Source organism: Pseudomonas sp. TTU2014-080ASC, from assembly GCF_001446935.1.
Lineage (GTDB): Bacteria > Pseudomonadota > Gammaproteobacteria > Pseudomonadales > Pseudomonadaceae > Aquipseudomonas.
This window is the reverse complement of sequence record NZ_LKKK01000013.1, coordinates 1-18,438: the sequence shown is the minus strand read 5'-3', so window position 1 is coordinate 18,438 and position 18,438 is coordinate 1. Positions and strand designations below refer to the sequence as shown.

Annotated in this window: 15 protein-coding genes and 1 pseudogene; 6 read left to right on the top strand and 10 right to left on the bottom strand. The window is 57.7% G+C overall.

Features of this window, described 5'->3' with window-relative positions:
* Window positions 1-3: 3 nt before the first annotated feature.
* Complete coding sequence (locus AO726_RS16645) at window positions 4-777, bottom strand: SDR family NAD(P)-dependent oxidoreductase (RefSeq protein ID WP_058069233.1); 774 nt, start codon at window positions 775-777, stop codon at window positions 4-6.
* Window positions 778-790: 13 nt separating this feature from the next.
* Window positions 791-1,525, bottom strand: a complete 735-nt coding sequence (locus tag AO726_RS16640) for an SDR family NAD(P)-dependent oxidoreductase (protein ID WP_058069232.1) — start codon at window positions 1,523-1,525, stop codon at window positions 791-793.
* Window positions 1,526-1,788: 263 nt separating this feature from the next.
* On the opposite strand from AO726_RS16640, the gene AO726_RS16635 reads away from it, so the two are divergent.
* Complete coding sequence (locus AO726_RS16635; RefSeq protein WP_058069231.1) at window positions 1,789-2,622, top strand: alpha/beta fold hydrolase; 834 nt, start codon at window positions 1,789-1,791, stop codon at window positions 2,620-2,622.
* 115 nt (window positions 2,623-2,737) lie between these two features.
* Here AO726_RS16635 and AO726_RS16630 read toward each other — a convergent pair whose 3' ends face one another.
* Window positions 2,738-3,514 carry an SDR family oxidoreductase gene (locus AO726_RS16630; RefSeq protein WP_058069230.1) on the bottom strand — a complete coding sequence of 259 codons (777 nt, stop codon included), beginning with the start codon at window positions 3,512-3,514 and terminating at the stop codon, window positions 2,738-2,740.
* Between the two features lie 128 nt (window positions 3,515-3,642).
* On the opposite strand from AO726_RS16630, the gene AO726_RS16625 reads away from it, so the two are divergent.
* A complete protein-coding gene (locus tag AO726_RS16625; RefSeq protein ID WP_058069431.1) occupies window positions 3,643-4,425 on the top strand; it encodes an enoyl-CoA hydratase in 783 nt (260 codons plus the stop codon).
* A gap of 6 nt (window positions 4,426-4,431) precedes the next feature.
* Here the strand turns inward: AO726_RS16625 and AO726_RS16620 are convergent, their stop codons facing one another.
* From AO726_RS16620 to AO726_RS16590, 7 genes are all read right to left on the bottom strand, one after another.
* On the bottom strand, window positions 4,432-5,670 hold the full coding sequence (locus AO726_RS16620; protein WP_058069229.1) for an NADH:flavin oxidoreductase: 1,239 nt from the start codon (window positions 5,668-5,670) through the stop codon (window positions 4,432-4,434).
* A gap of 118 nt (window positions 5,671-5,788) precedes the next feature.
* Window positions 5,789-7,396, bottom strand: a complete 1,608-nt coding sequence (locus tag AO726_RS16615) for a DUF1302 domain-containing protein (RefSeq protein ID WP_082629171.1) — start codon at window positions 7,394-7,396, stop codon at window positions 5,789-5,791.
* A gap of 181 nt (window positions 7,397-7,577) precedes the next feature.
* Window positions 7,578-9,188 carry a FadD3 family acyl-CoA ligase gene (locus AO726_RS16610; protein ID WP_058069228.1) on the bottom strand — a complete coding sequence of 537 codons (1,611 nt, stop codon included), beginning with the start codon at window positions 9,186-9,188 and terminating at the stop codon, window positions 7,578-7,580.
* A 20-nt stretch (window positions 9,189-9,208) separates the two neighbouring features.
* Entirely contained in the window at window positions 9,209-10,231 is a 1,023-nt protein-coding gene (locus AO726_RS16605; protein ID WP_058069227.1) for a ferredoxin--NADP reductase, read from the bottom strand.
* Window positions 10,232-10,292: 61 nt separating this feature from the next.
* The gene (locus AO726_RS16600) at window positions 10,293-11,945 is read right to left on the bottom strand and encodes an FAD-binding protein (RefSeq protein WP_058069226.1); all 1,653 of its coding nucleotides are present in this window, start codon (window positions 11,943-11,945) and stop codon (window positions 10,293-10,295) included.
* A gap of 9 nt (window positions 11,946-11,954) precedes the next feature.
* Window positions 11,955-13,664 carry an FAD-dependent oxidoreductase gene (locus tag AO726_RS16595; protein ID WP_058069225.1) on the bottom strand — a complete coding sequence of 570 codons (1,710 nt, stop codon included), beginning with the start codon at window positions 13,662-13,664 and terminating at the stop codon, window positions 11,955-11,957.
* An 87-nt stretch (window positions 13,665-13,751) separates the two neighbouring features.
* Window positions 13,752-14,939, bottom strand: a complete 1,188-nt coding sequence (locus AO726_RS16590) for an acyl-CoA dehydrogenase family protein (protein ID WP_058069224.1) — start codon at window positions 14,937-14,939, stop codon at window positions 13,752-13,754.
* A gap of 293 nt (window positions 14,940-15,232) precedes the next feature.
* On the opposite strand from AO726_RS16590, the gene AO726_RS16585 reads away from it, so the two are divergent.
* The 4 genes and pseudogenes from AO726_RS16585 to AO726_RS16570 form a co-directional block, all read left to right on the top strand.
* Entirely contained in the window at window positions 15,233-16,213 is a 981-nt protein-coding gene (locus AO726_RS16585; RefSeq protein ID WP_058069223.1) for a flavin reductase, read from the top strand.
* A gap of 61 nt (window positions 16,214-16,274) precedes the next feature.
* On the top strand, window positions 16,275-17,066 hold the full coding sequence (locus AO726_RS16580; RefSeq protein WP_058069222.1) for a fumarylacetoacetate hydrolase family protein: 792 nt from the start codon (window positions 16,275-16,277) through the stop codon (window positions 17,064-17,066).
* A 25-nt stretch (window positions 17,067-17,091) separates the two neighbouring features.
* Complete coding sequence (locus tag AO726_RS16575; protein ID WP_058069221.1) at window positions 17,092-18,000, top strand: acetaldehyde dehydrogenase (acetylating); 909 nt, start codon at window positions 17,092-17,094, stop codon at window positions 17,998-18,000.
* 10 nt (window positions 18,001-18,010) lie between these two features.
* Window positions 18,011-18,438 (top strand): annotated as a pseudogene (locus AO726_RS16570) (4-hydroxy-2-oxovalerate aldolase); the annotation flags it as partial.

The following is an 18,438-nucleotide window of genomic DNA, read 5'->3' as shown; positions in this document are numbered from 1 at the left end:
GCCTTACTCCAGCACGGTATAGAGGTCAGAGCTGCGACCACCATCCACGTTGAGTGTGGCGCCGGTGACATAGGACGATTCATCACTGGCCATGAACAAAATGGCACTGGCCAGTTCTTCGGAGCGACCAACGCGCTTCATCGGGATCAATTTTTCAGTGTTGCTGCGAGCTTTAGGATCGCTGAGCATGCCAGCCATTGCCGGAGTCTCGACCACACCGGGAATAATCACGTTGCAGCGGATGTTATAGGCAGCACCTTCACTGGCGACCGCACGGCTGAAGTTGATCACAGCGGCTTTAGCAGCCGAATAACCGGTCATCCAGGCAGTACCGAACTGGCCACAGATAGAGGCGATGTTGACGATGGAGCCGCCACCGGAGTCTTTCATCAGGCGGACGGCGGTGCGCACACCCCAGAACGTGCCGTCTACGGTGGTCTGGAAGTTGGCGTGCCATTGCTCGGTGCTCATGCTGTCCACTGAGCCCCAGGTATAAGCCATGGCGTTGTTGACCAAAATATCCAAACGGCCATGACGCTGCGCAACACCTTCAATAGCCGCGACGATTTCAGCCTCAACACTGACATCTGCCACCGCCACTTCAGCCTTGCCACCGGCATTGATGATGGTTTGTTTGACTTGCTCCAGCGGCTCTGCACGACGGCCGCACAGCACAACCAGCGCACCTTCAGCCGCAAAGCGCAGCGCGGTGGCTTCACCGATACCGGAGCTGGCACCGGTTACAAAGGCAATTTTTCCCTGCAATTGATTGGACATGAGCTGACTCCGATTAGATGAAGGACATGCCGCCGTTAACGGCAACGTTTTGGCCAGTCATAAAGCTGGAGTCTTCGCAGGCCAGGAACACAGCCACAGCAGCGATTTCATCCACTTCACAGAGACGGCCCAGCGGCACGCCTTTGAGCAGGTCTTTCATCATTTCATCGGGGATACCGGCCATCATCGGCGTGTTGGTTGGGCCGGGCACCAGCGTGTTCACACGAATACCCTGGCTGGCCAACTCACGGGCGATACCACGGGTCAGGCCCATAACACCGGCCTTGGATGCGCAGTAATGGTTAGGACCTTCGCCGGTCAGCGCCGAGGTACTGGACAGGTTGATGATGCTGCCGCCCTGCCCGCCTTTGATCATCAGCTTGGCGCCTTCACGAGCGCAGAAGAATGTACCGGTCAGGTTAACGCCGATCACACGCTGCCAGCTTTCGTCCGGGGTTTCCAGGAAGCTGTCCAGGCCACCAACACCGGCGTTGTTGACGACGATATCAAGACGACCGAAATGTTGTTCAGTTGCTGCCATGGCCGCACTGACCGAAGCGCTGTCACCCACGTTGCACTCAACAGGGAGCACGCTGTCGCCCAGATCGGCCAGGCCGTCCTTGAGGCTGGCCAGGTTGATGTCAGCAGCTACCACCTTGGCACCTTCAGCAACAAAGCGACGGACGATTGCCTGGCCCATGCCTTGGCCTGCACCTGTTACAAAAGCAACTTTATTTTGCAATTTCATGCCGATTCTCCTGCCGGCTGTAAATGATGTGCCGCGCCGTTGCACGACTGTTTCGGCTTTCATCATTGAGCCGGTGGCGCTGATTCACATCGTCCGATGGGACTAAAGCAAGCGGCCTAGTGAGCGTGGTCTGAATGGACGATGCCCGAGCCTTCACGACAACCGACCATCGTGCGCAAGTCACGGCCTGTGAGCCGTCTCCATACCGGCTGAGGCTGCACAGCCTTCGCACGGGTGATCACCATCTGATTGGAAACAGAACCATGAGCCAGCAATCTGATCTGCCACTGCCCGTCGGCCACTATGTCACCCTGCCCAGCGGCCTGCGCCTGCACTACCTAGACGAAGGCCAAGGCCCGGTACTGCTGTGGATGCACGGCAGCGGCCCAGGGGCCAGCGGCTTTAGCAACTTCAAAGGTAACTACCCGCTATTCACTGCGGCCGGCTACCGCAATATCGTGCTCGACCTGCCGGGCTTCGGCCGCTCTGACAAGCCGGATGACGGCATGTACGACCTGGATTTCTTTGTCAGCACCTTGCAAGCCTTCACCCAGGCTGTCGGGATCAGCCGCTGCACCCTTATCGGCAACTCGCTGGGGGGCGCGATTGCCCTGGGCCTGACGCTGGCCAATCCAGAACTGGCAGAAAAACTGATTCTGTTGGCACCAGGCGGCGTGGAGGAGCGCGAAACCTACTTCAAAATGTCGGGCATCTTGCGCATGGTGTCGCTGTTTGGTGCGGGCCCGATTGGCATGGAAGAAATGCGCAGCATGATGAGCCTGCAGTTGTTCGACCCGTCGATCCTGCCGGAAGAGCTACTGGCCGAACGCGTCGCAGTCGCACAGCTGCAACCGAAGAACCTGTTCAGCACCATGATGATCCCCAACATGGAGTCACGCCTGGGTGAAATTCGCTGCCCGATCCTGACCTTCTGGGGCAGCAACGACAACTTCAACCCAGTCGGCGGTGCGCAGCGCATCATTGATGGAGCCAGCAATGCCCGCGCCCTGATCCTTAACCGTTGCGGTCACTGGGTCCAGGTCGAGCACCGTGATCTGTTCAACCGCACCTGCCTGGACTTCCTCCAGAACGGCTGATGGACAAAGCTTAGGGTGCCTCAGGTGCGCCCTAAACCTAATCAAAGACTCCTTAAAGCAGATAAAAAAACACCCTGAGCTCGGGAAGGACTCAGGGTGAAAACTTGGGCAACTCTTATGCGTTAGAGGCAGCGAGAAACGCGGGTGCTTCACCACCACCATGTAGCAGTAGGTTGCAGCCACTGGCATAACTGGCCAATGGCGAGGCGATGTACACACAGGCAGCGCCAATATCTTCTGGGTCAGCCAAACGGCCTGCCGGGATGGTCGCACTGACCGCCGCAATACCGTCTTCATCACCGTAGTGTTGGTGAGACTGCTCCGTTCTAACCAAGCCGGGGCTAACCGTGACCACGCGCACTTTGGGTGCCCACTCAACGGCCAACGAAGTGGCCAGCGACAAGATGCCTGCTTTAGCCGCGCCATAGGCCGCTGTCAGTGGCGAAGGTCGCAACGCACTGATACTGCCGATAAAGACGATCACCCCGCCCTGCTCTTGCTCCTGCATGATGCTGTTAGCCATTTGGGCGACGTTGAGCGGTGCAATAAGATTAAGGCGGATAATGCTTTCGCTGTAACGGGGCGATGCTGTAGCGGCCTCGGCGGACGGGCTGCCACCGGCATTGTTGATCACCGCATCGAGACGACCGAAGTCCTCTTTAATGCGGCTGAACATCTGGCCCAGAGACTCGAGGTCTTTAACATCTGCCGTGAGAAAAACAGCCTGCTTACCATCCACCGAGGGCAAGTCATCAGGCTGATTACGCCCACACACAATGACTTGGGCACCGACCTTAAGAAAGCTACGGGCAATACCAGCGCCAACACCTTTTGCCCCGCCGGTGATCAACACCACTTTGCCCTGATAATTCAGACCAGCTTGGATGTCCATTAGCGACTCCTGTATCACGTTTTACTGCACTCTAGGCACTGGGGTATGAGCGCTCTACGTCTAAATGGACGATGAGTGCGCAGCAGCGCAACTGGAATATCGTGACTCCAATTAGTGAGTGCATCCGCATGACTACTGAGCACGCCATCCTCCTTGTTGAACAGCCTGCCTCAGGCGTGGCGTTGCTGCGCCTGAACCGCCCGCACGTGAATAACGCCCTGAGCCCTGAGCTGCAAAGCCAGCTGGCGAAGCAATTTGCGCGACTGAGTGAAGACCCGACGGTGCGCTGCATTGTGCTGACAGGTGGCAATAAGGTGTTTGCCGCCGGAGGGGATATCAACAGCATGGCCGATGTGGGCGCCATTGATATCCATCTACGCCACACTGAACGCTTATGGGCGCCGATTCAGCACTGTCCTAAACCTGTGATTGCAGCGGTATGCGGCTACGCCTATGGCGGCGGCTGCGAACTGGCCATGCATGCCGACATTATTGTTGCCGGGCACAGCGCACGCTTTAGCCAGCCAGAGATTCGCATCGGCATCATGCCGGGCATTGGCGGAACTCAGCGTTTGGTACGGGCTGTGGGTAAGGCTAAGGCCATGCGTATGGCGCTTACCGGGGAAGCCATCAGCGCCCATGAAGCATGGGTAGCCGGGTTGATCAGCGATCTGGTGGAGGATGAACAGGTGCTAGCTAAAGCGCTGGAGCTGGCCACCCAGATTGCCGCCCTCGCGCCCCTGGCTGCGGAGCAAATTAAGGAGGTGATTCTGGCGGGCGTAGATGCCTCGCTGGAGACAGCGCTGGCATTAGAACGAAAGGCCAATGCGTTGCTGTTTGCCTCGCGCGATCAAAAAGAAGGCATGCAGGCCTTTTTGCAAAAGCGCCCCGCAGACTTTGAGGGGCGCTAGATCAGATCAACCGGCGGCGTATTGGCTATTAAGCTGCGCGTCGCCTGGTGCACCCAAGACGCATGATGTGCCGCCCGGTGAGTACATTGTCACCACGCAGCGATTGCAGGCCGTGCAGATGGAGTCCCGGCTGAGTCCCTGCTGCAGTTTATTGGGGTAATCCGGCTCAGCGATTAATACCCGGCCCATTGCCACCGCATCAAAGCCCTCACCGAGCACCTGCTCAAGCCCCGCCAGGCTCTTCGCTCCACCGATATAAGCCAATGGCAGGCCGACTGCCTGACGTACCTTGCGCGCATGCTCCAGCAGGTACAGCTCGCGAAAATCGACCTTGGGTTCCATCAGGCTCTTCAGAAACACCGCTGCCGTCACCAGCGGTTTACCGGTATCCACACGGTTTTCTTTGGAGAACGTGTTACCGAACATGGTCGGCATCGACTCCACATTCATCCCCGCACTGAGCACCAACATGTGCGCGCCTTCGCGCTCCAGACGCGCAGCAATCTGCGCCCCGTGTTCGGCGTTGTGGCCACGCCGCACACCTTCGGTGATGCTGAACTTGCACACCACGGCCAACTCTTTGCCCACCGCATCAAGCACCCGGCCCAATACCTCGGCTGGAAAGCGCAGGCGATTTTCCAGGGTACGGCCATAGTCATCACCCCGCTTGTTGTACAGCGGAGAAATAAACTGGCTGAGCAAATAGCCATGCCCCATATGCAGCTCCACTGCATTGAAACCAGCTTCACGGGCAAGACGTGCTGCACGCACAAAATCATCCGCCACCTGACGCATATCGGCCTGACTCATCGCCTGCTTTCGTAGCATGCCGCTGAGAATGCCGACCTTGTTAAATCCACCACTGGATGAAAGTGGAAAACGCGAATGCTGAGGTGGCAGGAAGGTGAAGCACCCTCCATGGGTAATTTGCGCAGAGGCAGCCGCACCTTGCGCCTGAACGGTCTCGGTGAGCACACGCAAATGCGGCACACACGCTTCATTGAGCAGCAACTGGCCGGGTAGCGTTCGTCCATCTTCATTAACCGCACAATAAGCCACCGTGGTCATACCAGCGCCGCCCGCGGCCACAGCTTCGTGGATGCGCACCAGATTCTTCGTCGGTAGGCCATCGCGCGATGAGCCTTCGTTGGTGGCCGCTTTAATAATGCGGTTACGCAATGTCAGCGGGCCGATGGTGAGCGGGGTAAAGAGCGCTGAGCGATGAACGTCTGCGGAAGTAGACATGCTGAATCCTCTTTATTGTTTTCAGGCTGCAACGGACACAAACAAATCGGCCCCACAGCAAACGCTGTGAGGCCGAGAGTTACCGGTGGATGCAACACCGGGCGTTTCATGTGATGACTCAGAAGGTGTACTTGGCGTTAAACGACACGTAATCACGGTCTGACATCAAACGGCTGTGTTCCAGGCTCGGTGAGCTGAGGAAGTCCACATAGGTCAGGCCCACTTGGAAGTTACCCAAGTACTTAAGGTCGCCACTGAGGGTCAGACGTTTTTCATCGCGTCCCAGACCTTGCAAGGCAGTGCCGTCGATGTTCTGCTGCCAGCTGATTTTGGTGACCAGATCCCAACCACTGAATACGCCTGGGTAATCCATCTGTGCACCTAGGCCCAGCAGCGTGGAGTCACGGGTCTGACCTTTGTGCTGGAAGGTGTCGTAGGTGCCAGCGTCATAACCACCTACGGTTACGTTCACCGAATCAACACCCTCAATGTACTGGTTCATGACCTCACCGAAGACGGTGGTCTGATGCGACAACCAGCTCGGGCCAATGATGTACATAGCATTAAGGTTGGTCTGCCACAGTTGGCCACGGGCCGGAGCACCGTTGTCCAGGTACACAGCAGCGCCATCGCGGTAGCTGATATCACCGGCAAACTGAACCGAATCCCCGAGCTTCGAGCTGAAGCTGACGCCGGTCAGCTCGACATCATCAAAGTAGGCCAGCTTGTAGGTACCGTCTTCGACCACGGTGTCGAAGCTGGAGTAAACGGTCTCAGGGCCCCAGCTGAACAGCAGCGCACCAATACGCTCATGGTAACGGGTGTGGTACAGGCCAACTTCGGTACTTTCAGTCAGACGATAACGAGCACCCACGCCCCACTGGCCGCTGTCGCGAGGCTCTTCTTCACCGGCATAACGCATGCCTGCGGTGCTGTATGGGGAATACAGCATCACTTCAGCGCTGGTGCCGAAAATATCACTGGTACTGAAGTAGTCGCCCACAGGGCTGAGCTGACTCTCTTCCCACTTGTACTGGTAGTAGCCCATCAGGGTCAGGTCATCATTGATCTGCCAGTTGGCAGAAACCTGGCCAACCGGCAGGTAAGCGTCTTTGGCTTCAGTACCGGGAACGTTGAATTTGGTGGCGTCGACTGCCGTCTGACCCTGGCTGATGTTGGCCCAGAACAAGCTCTCACCCCACGCGACCAGATGGCGGCCAGCCTTAAGCGCCAGATACTGATCACCGAATACATCGAAGTTGCCGTACACATAGGCATCCAGCAGACGTGCTTTACCACCGCTGTCGCGGCGGGTGTCGCTCAGGAAGCTGTTGTACGAGCCGCTTTTGTTGACGGTTCCCGGCCAGTCGTTGTCGTTGTTCTGATGATAGACATCATCGTAAAAGTAACTGCCACGCAATACAGCGCCCATATTTTCATGGTGCAGCATCACCTCGCCGAACAGGCTGACGCGGTTGGTCACCAGCGAGCCACGATCAAAGTTGCGGGTACCGTCGTCGCCGTTCACGTTGGAATCTACCAGGTACTCGTTGGCACGTTTGGCAGTACGCATAGACGCGGTGTAGTTCACCGTCAGACTGGATTCCAGAACGGTGTTATCCCCCAGATCAATGGTGGGGGCGGCAGCAGCAGTACCACTTGCCATTGCTACGGCAAGGCTCAGTACTGCAGGGGCAAAGCCAAACTTAATTTGGTGGTAACTCATCGCTATCTCCTTATTGTTGTTGTGTGCAATAGAGCGCTTGTTCCGGCGAACGATTTGAGGTCTATGCAGCGCAGATCCGACTTGCTGATCAGTCTGAAAACCTGACTGCAACACCACATCATCCATTTGAACTAGGCCGTTCTTCACCAGGGCATCAGCACCACACGAAAGGGCGTCTGGCTCAGGCCAGCGCTACCTTTTCACGCAGCGAAATTTTGTCGACTTTGTTGGAAGAGTTGAGCGGCAAGGCCTCGAAGAAGCGCACATAGCGCGGCACCTTGTAGTTGGCCATTTGCTCGCGGCTCCAGCTGATCAGCTGTGCCTCATCAAGGCGTTGCCCCTTGTGCAGCACAACGCAGGCACAGCCCACCTCGCCCATGCGCTCATCCGGCACACCGATGACTGCAACTTGGGCAATGCCCGGATGCACCAGCAGCGCAGCTTCGATCTCCGCTGGGTAGCAGTTGAAACCGCCAACAATAAACATGTCTTTCAGGCGATCAGTAATGCGCAGGTTGCCGTGCTCATCGAGGCAGCCCACATCGCCGGTATGCAACCAACCCTCGCTGTCGATGGTTTGCGCAGTCGCCTCGGGGTTGTCGAAATACCCCTGCATGACGTGGAAACCGCGCAGACAGATTTCGCCCACCTCACCTTGCGCCAGCGGCTGATTGTCGCTGCCACGGATGCTGACTTCGGTTCCCGGCAATGGCTTACCACTGGTGGATGCAATGATTTCTGCCGAGTCAGCAGGATCACAAATGGTTGCCAAGCCACCGCACTCAGTCAGGCCATAGGCAGTGGTGACCACCTTAAAGCCCAGCTCTCGACGCATGCGTTCAATGAGCACCGAAGGAATAGTCGATGCACCCGTCGAGGCCGCGCGCAAGGAAGACAGATCTGTTTCACGCAAACGAGGGTGAGCCAGCATCGACAAATACAACGCAGGTGGCCCCGGCAGCACCGTCACCCGCTCGCGGGCGATCCGCTCGAAAACGGCCTCGGCATCAAACACCGCATGCGGCAGAATCGTCACCCCGGCCAGCAGGCAACTCATAAAGCCTGCCTTGTAACCAAAGGCATGGAAGAACGGATTGACGATCAGGTAGCGGTCACCCGGCACCAGCCCCAAGATGTTGCCAAACTCACGGAAAGCCCGTAGCAACGGCCCGTGTGCACTCATCACGCCCTTCGGCTTACCTGTGGTACCGGAGGTAAACAGCAAATCGCAAATCGCATTGCTGGTTACCGCATCAGCTCGTTGGCGCGCATCGGCTTCAGACACCGCTTCTCCTTGCAGGAGAAACGCATCCCAGCTTTGGTCTTGCCCGGCAGGCTCCTTAGTGCTGTTGATCACCACCTGTTTTTCAAGGCTGGACGGGCGATGCGGTTGCAGCATTGCCGGGTAATCCACGCCGAGGAATTGCTCCTGCACAAACAACACGCGAGTGCCGCTACGCTCCAAAATATCGGCAGCCTCCGGCCCTTTCATACGGGTGTTAATCGGAACCAATGTGGCGCCAGCGCAATGAATACCCAGCGCAGCGATGATCCAGTCACGGCAATTGGGTGCCCAGACCGCCACCCGATCCCCATGCTGAATACCGCTGGCCATCAGGGCCCGCGTCACTTGCAGGGCCAGAGCGGGTAAATCGGCGTAATCAGTTGCTACGCCGTCTTCTTCGATAGCCGCCCGACCTGCATGCAGCCGTCCTGCCTCAAAAAGCATGGCCGGTATGGTTGCAGGTGACGCAGCGCAGGTTTGCTCCGCTGTAGTTGCAATCTGGATCATCGCTAGGCTCGAATTTCGAATCATTCAGGGAAACGGATTTGGAGGGTGTCGCTGGTGGGCACTGCCTGGCAGCACAGAATCCAGCCTTCAGCCAGCTCATCTGCATCCAGTGCATCGTTGATCAACAGGTCGACACTGCCTTTATCCAAGGTGCACATGCAGGATGCGCAGCCACCCACGCGGCAGGCGTTCGGCGGATTCAAACCTGCGCGTTCCATGGCCATCAGCAGCGTTTCATCACTCTTGCAGTCCAACTCATAGTGCTCACCGTCCAGGGTGACGCTGACCTGAGCCGCGACGGCTGATTCACTGCTGACCGGAACCGCTTCTTCGCCCTCACCCGGCAGCGAAACAAAGCGCTCAACGTGGATGCGCGGTGACGGCATGCCGAGCGCCTTCAAGGCACTGAAGGCGGAGTCCATAAAGGGCCCTGGGCCACAGATAAAGGCTTCAGCCGCTGCATGGGGCCGAGCCAGTTCAGTGAGTTGTTCAACGCTTGGAATGCCCTGTACCGAATCAAGCCAGTGGATAACCTGAAGGCGGCTCGGGTGGGATTGCGCCAGTGCCTTGAGTTCATCACGGAAGATCACGGAAGACTCATCACGGTTGGCGTAAATCAGCACCACACGGCCTGAACCTTTGAGCAGCGCCGATCGCAGGATCGAAAGCACAGGCGTAACGCCGCTACCGCCACCGAACAGCAGCAAGTCGCCATTCAGGTCCTTCGGCACAAACACTCCCGCCGGACGCATGACTTGCAGGCAGCTACCCGCTTGCACCTGATCGCACAGCCAGTTGGAAGCACGCCCATCCGCAACCCGCTTGATCGTCACCCGCAGCGGCTCATCGACGAATGGTGTACTCGACAATGAATAGCAACGAGGCAACCAGTCATCACCGTAGGGCACACGCAACGTCAGGAATTGTCCTGGCTGATAACGGAATGCCTCAGCCAACTCGCGCGGCACATCAAATACCAGCGAGCAAGCATCCGCTGTTTCTTCAACTACTTGCGCTACGCGCAGTTCCAGATAATTGCTCATTGTTGAACACTCACTCACAACAGACTTCAACCGCTGCCACGTGGCAACGACACAATTCGTACTAACTAAGGTCTGCGGCAGCCGCCTGAGCAGCCCGGCGGCCCGAGAACACGCAGTCGGCCAGCGACAAACCACTCACATACAGGTGCGAAGGGATACCAACGGCTGCGCGACCAGCTGCATAGAGCCCGGCAATAGGCTGACCTTGGGCGTTGAGCACAGCGCCGCTGTCTTCATCGACCTTTAGGCCGCCCAACGTCAGGCCGCTCATGGGGAACACAGCGTTACCCACCGAGATATCGCAGGCGTAGAACGGCCCCTGATCGAGCACCTGACAGTTGCCTGCCGACTTACCAAATGGCTCTGCGGCCTTGCCCCGTGCCGCTAAGTTGTAGCGCGACACCTCAGCCTCGAGCTGCTCTGGGTCCATACCCGTGGCGGCGGCCAACTCACTCAGCGTCCGCCCTTTACGGGCCTGCCACATCAGCATCAGAGCCGGTACGGTCTGGAACCACCAGTAGCCACCTTTAAGGGTTTCCCACAGGGCTTGGCGACGCAGCTTGCGATCCAGAATCAACCAGCCTTCGCCGCCGTGGTCTTCGCACATGGCGGCCCCCAGCGTTGCGCCGTAGACTTCTTCATTGCAGAAGCGCTGGCCTTGTTTGTTGACCACAATGCCCTTGGGCCAGCACATCGGTGGATTGAGAAAACGCCAGGCAGAAATCTTATCCATCTGCCCCACAGCAGCACCGACAGTGCCCCCCAAGCGCACCGCCGACCCATCGCAACCGGTGGCGCCCAGTTTGAAATTGCGCAGGTATTTGCTGCCGTGCTGGCTCATCATCTGCGGGTTGAACACAAAGCCACCGGTGCTCAACACCAAACCACGCTTAGCTCTGACCAAACGCGGGCGCGCATGCTCACGCTCAAGACGCCCCAGCTGTTCGCGAAGGGTGTCGCAATAGTCCGGGCGAAAGTTCTGCAAACGCTCAGCCTTGGCCGCCAACTTGGCGTGCTTAGCCGCGACCGGGCTGCCCGCAGGCAGGCTGTAGACCTCAGCCCCGACAACCCGCCCGGACGAGTCAACCACCAGCCGCCTGACAGCGGACTGCAACAGGCTGCGAATGCCTAAGCGCTGGCAGGACTGCTGCAGCGCCTCATACAAAACACGCCCACTCTGCCCTTTGCCCACCGTGCGGTGACCACGGGGCGCTGGCGGTTGTGTTCCGGCATAGGCTTCAACGGCTTCGTTACCGGAGTAATACAGGTAGTAACCGTCAGCTGGGTACGACGTTTTGCCACCGCCCGGCGGCATGCTGAAGTCATAACGCGCGCCATGACTTTCCAGCCATTGCAGGTTGCTCACACTGTTTTCACAGAAGCGCCGTAAGGTGGCATCAGTGACAACGCCCTGGGTCTCATGACGCAGGTACTCAAACATGGCCTCGGGGGTATCCTTGAAGCCCGCCATTTGCTGCTGTCGGGTTCCCCCCCCGGCATACACAATGCCGCCGCTCTTAATGCTGGCACCGCCACCTTTAAAGCGATCAACAATCAGTACATCCAGCCCCTGCGCCTGCCCCTCCAAGGCCGCACACGCACCGGCAGCCCCCCAGCCCACAACCAGCAGCTCACACTGCTCATCCCATGCGTGCTGTTCGGCATCGTCGATATACAACGGCTGCAAAATTTCACTCACACTTAGCTGGCTCATGCGGGCTACTCAACGCTGTTCGGCAAGGTGGCGTGCGGCGATATAGCCGAAGGTCATGGCTGGCCCCAAGGTGCCACCAGCACCCGGATAGGTCGTACCCAGTACCGATGAGCTGGTATTACCAATGGCATACAAGCCCTCAATCGGCTGGCCGCTTTCATGCAGCACTTGTGCGTGAGCGTTGGTCAGCAACCCGCCTTTGGTGCCGATATCCCCGGCATCAATGCGCATGGCATAAAACGGTGCTTTAAGCAGAGGCGCCAGACACGGGTTGGGTTTGACGTTAACGTCACCGTAGTAACGGTCGAAGACATTGCCGCCGCGCCCAAACTCAACGTCATCACCGGTTTTGGCGTATTCGTTGAGGCGCTTAACACTGTCGACCAAGCCTTGCGCATCCACACCAATCTGCCCGGCCAGTTGCTCAAGGCTGTCGGCTTTGAAGTACATGGTATTCAGCCACTCGGCCGGCAACTTGCTGTCGGGCATGATCTGCCCCGGCATCAACGGACCCATGGCGTAGTTGAAACGGAAGTGGGCATCAATAATCACCCACACACTCAGGTTGTCATCACCACGGGCACGCTGATCGCGGTACATGGCATCGACAAACTCCAGATACGGCGCTGCCTCATTGACGAAACGCTTGCCCTGGCAATTCACCACGATGGACCCGGGGAATGCCCGCTCAGCAAAGATCGGCCGAGGCTTTTCTTCACCCGGTACCGCAATCGTCGGTGCCCACCAGCCCCAATCCAGCAGATCAGTGGCTGCGCCGATGGATTGCGCAGCTTCCAGGGCCGCGCCAGTGTTGTTACCCGGCGGCGTGGCGCTCCAAGCACGCTCGGTGGGTTTAGGCAGGTAGCGCTCGCGCAATTGTTGGTTTTGCTCAAACCCACCGCTGGCCAAAATCACGCCGTGGCGGGCCGACAACTCCAGCATTTGACCTTCACGCTCAACGCGCACACCGCTGACGCGGCCATTCTCCGTCAACAACTCACGGAAATCGGTGTTCAGCCAGAGCGGTACCTTGCGGTCCATCAGCGAGCGACGCAGCGATGCCACCAACGAGGCACCCAGTGCAGTGCGGCGGTCCATATCGGTTTTGCGCCGCCATTTGAAATCCAGCTTGTAGCGCAAGATCAGCCAGATCAGCATCAACCGCCAACCGAAACTACGCGACATAGCCTTATGCGCCTGCCGGGCTGTCCAGGCAATTTTGCCCATCAGCAAGGTGGTCGCAGAGGCCGGGCGCATGTTGTCGAACTCATCCTCCAACACGCTGGCATCAAAAATTTCAGGGTCCAGCGAACGGCCACCCGGCAGTGAGCCCTCTAGGTGCGGGTAATAATCCGGGTATTTTTCAGCAACAGCGAAACGCACACGGCTGCAGGCTTCCAGCTCAGCCACCATCTTCGGTGCTGCATCCAGATAAGCCCGCAAACGCTGCTCATCGACACGATCACCTACCGCGTTTTGCAGGTAAGTCCAAGCTTTTTCGGGGCTGTCGTTACCATTTTTGGCAATGAAGTGGTGGTTATTGGGAATCCAGATGCCACCGCCCGATATGGCCGATGTACCGCCAAACTGCGCACTTTTTTCCACCACCAAAACTGAAAGGCCACGCTCAGCAGCAAATACAGCTGCTGTCATCGCTCCAGCACCGGATCCCACCACAATTACATCGTAAGCAGTCTGAGTCTGTGTTTTCGCTGTCATTGTTCTTATGCCTTAACCGGATCGACAGGTGCCGCAGCACACTGGCCACGGCCCAACTGAGCTGGCTTTAAGCCAGCTCATCAGTCATCACACAAACGGATCAGGGTTTGGCAGCCCCAGCTGCACCGCGCCATAGCTACGGCCGTAAGCCATGTAGTTATTGGCGATGTGACCACGGGCCTGGTGCAGGTCACGGAAAATCCGCGCCACTGGGTTGGTGTCGTAAAGCCCAGAAGCCGCCATGCAGCGCAGCAGCTCATTCACTTTTTCAGCACAGATGTTGGTGACATAGGACGACTGGAAGCGGTACAGCAGACGCGTTTCAACATCCGGGTACTCACCGGCAGCGGCCAAACGCAGCAGCTCGCCGTAGTTACGCTCCAACACCAGCTTCAGGCCATCGACGGTGATGATCGCGTCCGCCACAGCGTTTTGCGCGCCTGGATCTTCCGCTGTCTTGGCACCGTGTTTGCCGATGTGCTGAGCGGCGTTGCTGCAGAATTCGTTGATCGCGCCTTGCAACGCGCCAATCGCGGAAGTCGATACGGCGCGGGCAAAAATCTGCGCAAACGGAATGGCATAGATCGGGTTGGTGTGAACCAGACGGCCCGGCGTGGCTTCCAGTGTCCAGTTATTGGTGCGCTGTACGCGGTGTGCTGGGACAAACACATCCTCAACCACGATGTCATGGCTGCCGGTGCCGCGCAGGCCCAGTACATCCCAGTTGTGTTCGATGCGATAGTCGCTGATCGGCAGCAAGAACGTGCCGTGCTCTGCTGGGTAATCATCCTGCGGAGGAATGATCCCGCCCAAAAAACACCACGAGCAATGCTCGCTGCCGCTGGAAAATCCCCAACGTCCGCTGATGCGATAGCCACCCTCAACCGGGGTCACTTTAGCCGCAGGCATATAAGTCGAGGAGATCAGTACATTGTGATCTTCGCCCCACACTTCACGCTGCGTTTCGATCGGGTAACGGGCCAGCTGCCATGGGTGAACACCCATCACGCCGTAGATCCACGCGGTGGACATGCAGCCTTCGGCCAATGTCATCTGAATTTCAAAGAAGGTGCGCGGGTCAACTTCATAACCACCAAAGAGCTTGGGTTGCAGCGCACGCAGCAAACCGGATGCCTTCAGCTCAGCAACAGTCTCTACCGGAACTTTGCCGTCACGCTCTGCTTGGGCCGCACGTTCTTTAAGAACTGGCACCAAACCACGAGCGATCTCAATCAGTTCACGCTCTTGTTGAGTTTTTTCTCGCATGCCTGTCATCCGTTTGTTCTCCATTCTTATTTTTTCTCGATGGCGCACTGCGCAGTCGGGAATGGATCATCGGATTGAGCGGCCTCGCCTTCATCGTCAAAGCGGACTAGTCAGCTCCGGCGCTTGCACGGCAAGTGAAATACACACGCATTAAGACGCACCACAGGGTGCCAACAGCTCACCATGAATATGGCTGAAACCCTTTCAGTTACTGGCCCGCAGCGTTAGTCCATTAAGACGATGCCCAGCCTCTGGGGCCAACCGATACTGCGAGCATGTGATTCCAGCCCGGTGAGCCAGACATGAACGCGCACATCAGTTTCGACCCTCAAGCCTTCCGCAATGCCCTTGGTTCTTTCACCACAGGCGTCACCATCATCACGTGCCGTGGTGACAACGGCGAAGCCATCGGCATTACTGCCAACAGCTTCAATTCGGTGTCCCTGAATCCACCGATGGTGCTGTGGAGCCTGGCCAAAAACGCCCGCAGCCTTCCGGCCTTTAGCCAAAGCAAACACTGGAACGTGCACGTACTAAGTGCAGAGCAAGAGGAGCTGTCCGGCCGTTTTGCCCGCCAAGGCGAAGACAAATTCTCAGGGCTGGAGCTGGACACTGGCCTGAGTGACGCACCGCTGCTCAAAGACTGCACCGCCCGTTTCCAGTGCCGCACGGCATTCCAATATGAAGGTGGCGACCACGTCATTTTCGTCGGCGAGGTGCTCAACTTTGATCACAGCAACCTGGCACCTCTGGCCTTCCACAGCGGCAAGTACGCACTCACTGCCAGTAAGCCCCGTGGCGAGCTGCGCCTGAGCGAGTCAACGCCGCTCGAATGCAGCTACACCGAGGATATGTTTGGTTATCTGCTGGGCCGTGCCCACTACCAACAACTGCACGCCCTGCACCGCCTGCTCAACCGCCAGCAGCTGAGCCAGAACGCCTTCTACGTCTTATCCGTCCTGTGCATCCGCGATGGCCTGACTGTTGATGAGCTCAACAGCTTCATCTCTTACACCGGCCATATCGTCACTGAAGAGGCCATGCAGGCATTGGAGGCTCAAGGCATGGTGGCCCGCGATAAAAAAGGCGCAAACACCATCTGGGTTCTCACCGCGCTTGGCCGTGAAACCTCCCTTGAAGAAATCGCCCTGGCCAAATCACTGGATCAGGACATTACCGATAAGTTGGGCAGTAGCGACGCAAAAACCTTCAAGGTTCTGCTCAAGCGCCTGATCTCCTGCACAGATCCTGGCCTACCTGATATGTGGGGACCGCGCGGCTGATTCCTGGACCAGCGCAGCCCACATCACCTACGCCCTACTGATTAACGGAGCCGATTTATCTATGGATGATCAACTGATCGAACAACTCGGCGATGAGCTGTTCACCGCCTTACAACAAGGCATCACCCTTGAGCCGTTCAGCAATCGCTACAGCGATATTCAGCTTGAGGATGCCTATCGCATTTCTCTGCGCTTTCTGGCCCGCCGTGTAGCCATGGGCGAAGTGGTGATTGGTAAGAAAATCGGCGTCACCAGCAAAGCCGTGCAGGACATGCTCAACGTCCACCAGCCCGACTTCGGCTTTCTCACCGACACAATGCAAGTGGCCGATGGCAGCGATGTGAGCTTCGCCTCTCACCGACTGATTCAGCCCCGCGCTGAAGGTGAAATTGCTTTTGTCCTGCGTGATGACTTGAACGGCCCAGGCGTTACCGCCGAAGACGTTCTGGCCGCCACTGACTATGTGGTGCCGTGCTTTGAAATTGTCGACTCACGCATCCACAACTGGCAGATCAAGATTCAAGACACAGTGGCTGACAACGCCTCCTGTGGCGTGTTCACCCTGGGTCAGCAACGCATTAACCCGCGTGAAACTGACTTGTCCCAGCTCGAACTGGTGATGCTGAAAAACGGCCAGGAAGTGGGTCGTGGTTTTGGCAGCGCCGTCCAAGGGCATCCCGCTGAAGCGGTCGCCTGGCTGGCTAACACCTTGGGCGAGTTCGGCATTCCGTTCCGTAAGGGCGAAATCATCCTCTCCGGCGCACTCGCGCCCCTGATCCCGGTTGTACCGGGTGATGCCATCAGCCTGAGCCTCAGCGGCCTTGGTGAATCCAGCCTGCGCTTCGTTGAGTAACAGCGCATTGAATAGGGAGAACAACATGAGCAAGAAAATTAAATGCGCCCTGATCGGGCCGGGCAATATCGGCACCGATCTGCTGTATAAACTCAAACGCAGCGAATTCCTTGACCCTGTGTGGATGGTGGGTATCGACCCCACCAGCGAAGGCCTGACCCGCGCCCGCGAAATGGGTCTGAAGACCACCAGCGACGGCGTTGACGGCCTGCTGCCACACGTCAAAGCTGACGACATCCGCATCGCTTTCGATGCCACCAGCGCGTACGTTCACGCCGAAAACAGCCGCAAGCTCAATGAGCTGGGTGTGCTGATGATCGACCTGACGCCAGCCGCGATTGGCCCGTACTGCGTACCGCCGGTCAACCTTAAAGCCAACCTGGCCAGCGGCGCGATGAACGTCAATATGGTCACGTGTGGCGGTCAGGCCACCATTCCGCTGGTGGCTGCAGTATCCAGCGTTCAGCCTGTTCAGTATGCCGAGATCATTGCCACAGCAGCCTCCAAATCTGTAGGCCCTGGCACCCGCAAAAACATTGATGAGTTCACCCGCACCACCTCCAGCGCCATCGTTAAAGTCGGCGGCGCCAAAGAAGGTAAAGCCATCATCATCATTAACCCGGCTGAGCCACCACTGATCATGCGTGACACCGTGCACTGCCTGACCGAGGGCGAGCCGGATCAGGACGCCATCACCGCTGCCATCCACGCCATGATCAAAGAAGTGCAGAAGTACGTGCCGGGTTACACCTTGGTTAACGGCCCTGTATTTGACGGCAACCGCGTGTCGATCTTCATGGAGGTCGAAGGCCTGGGTGACTACCTACCGAAATACGCAGGCAACCTCGACATCATGACTGCCGCTGCTGCACGCACGGCTGAAATGTTTGCCGAAACCCTGCTCAGCAAAACCACTGAAACCGCCACCTCATAAGGAGTGCAGCATGGATCTTCGCGGCAAGAAAATCACCGTCCACGATATGTGCCTGCGCGACGGTATGCACCCTAAACGCCACCAGATCAGCCTTGAGCAAATGCGCTCAATCGCCACTGGCCTGGATGAAGCCGGAATACCGCTGATTGAAGTCACCCATGGCGACGGCCTGGGCGGACGCTCAGTGAACTATGGCTTCCCGGCTCACACCGACGAGGAATACCTCTCGGCGGTGATCCCGCTGATGAAAAAGGCCAAAGTATCGGCCCTGCTGCTGCCCGGCATCGGCACAGTCGATCACCTGAAAATGGCTCACGATCTGGGGGTTAACACCATCCGTGTTGCCACGCATTGCACCGAAGCGGATGTGTCTGAACAGCACATCACCTTCGCCCGCAAGCTGGGCATGGATACTGTCGGATTTCTGATGATGGCGCA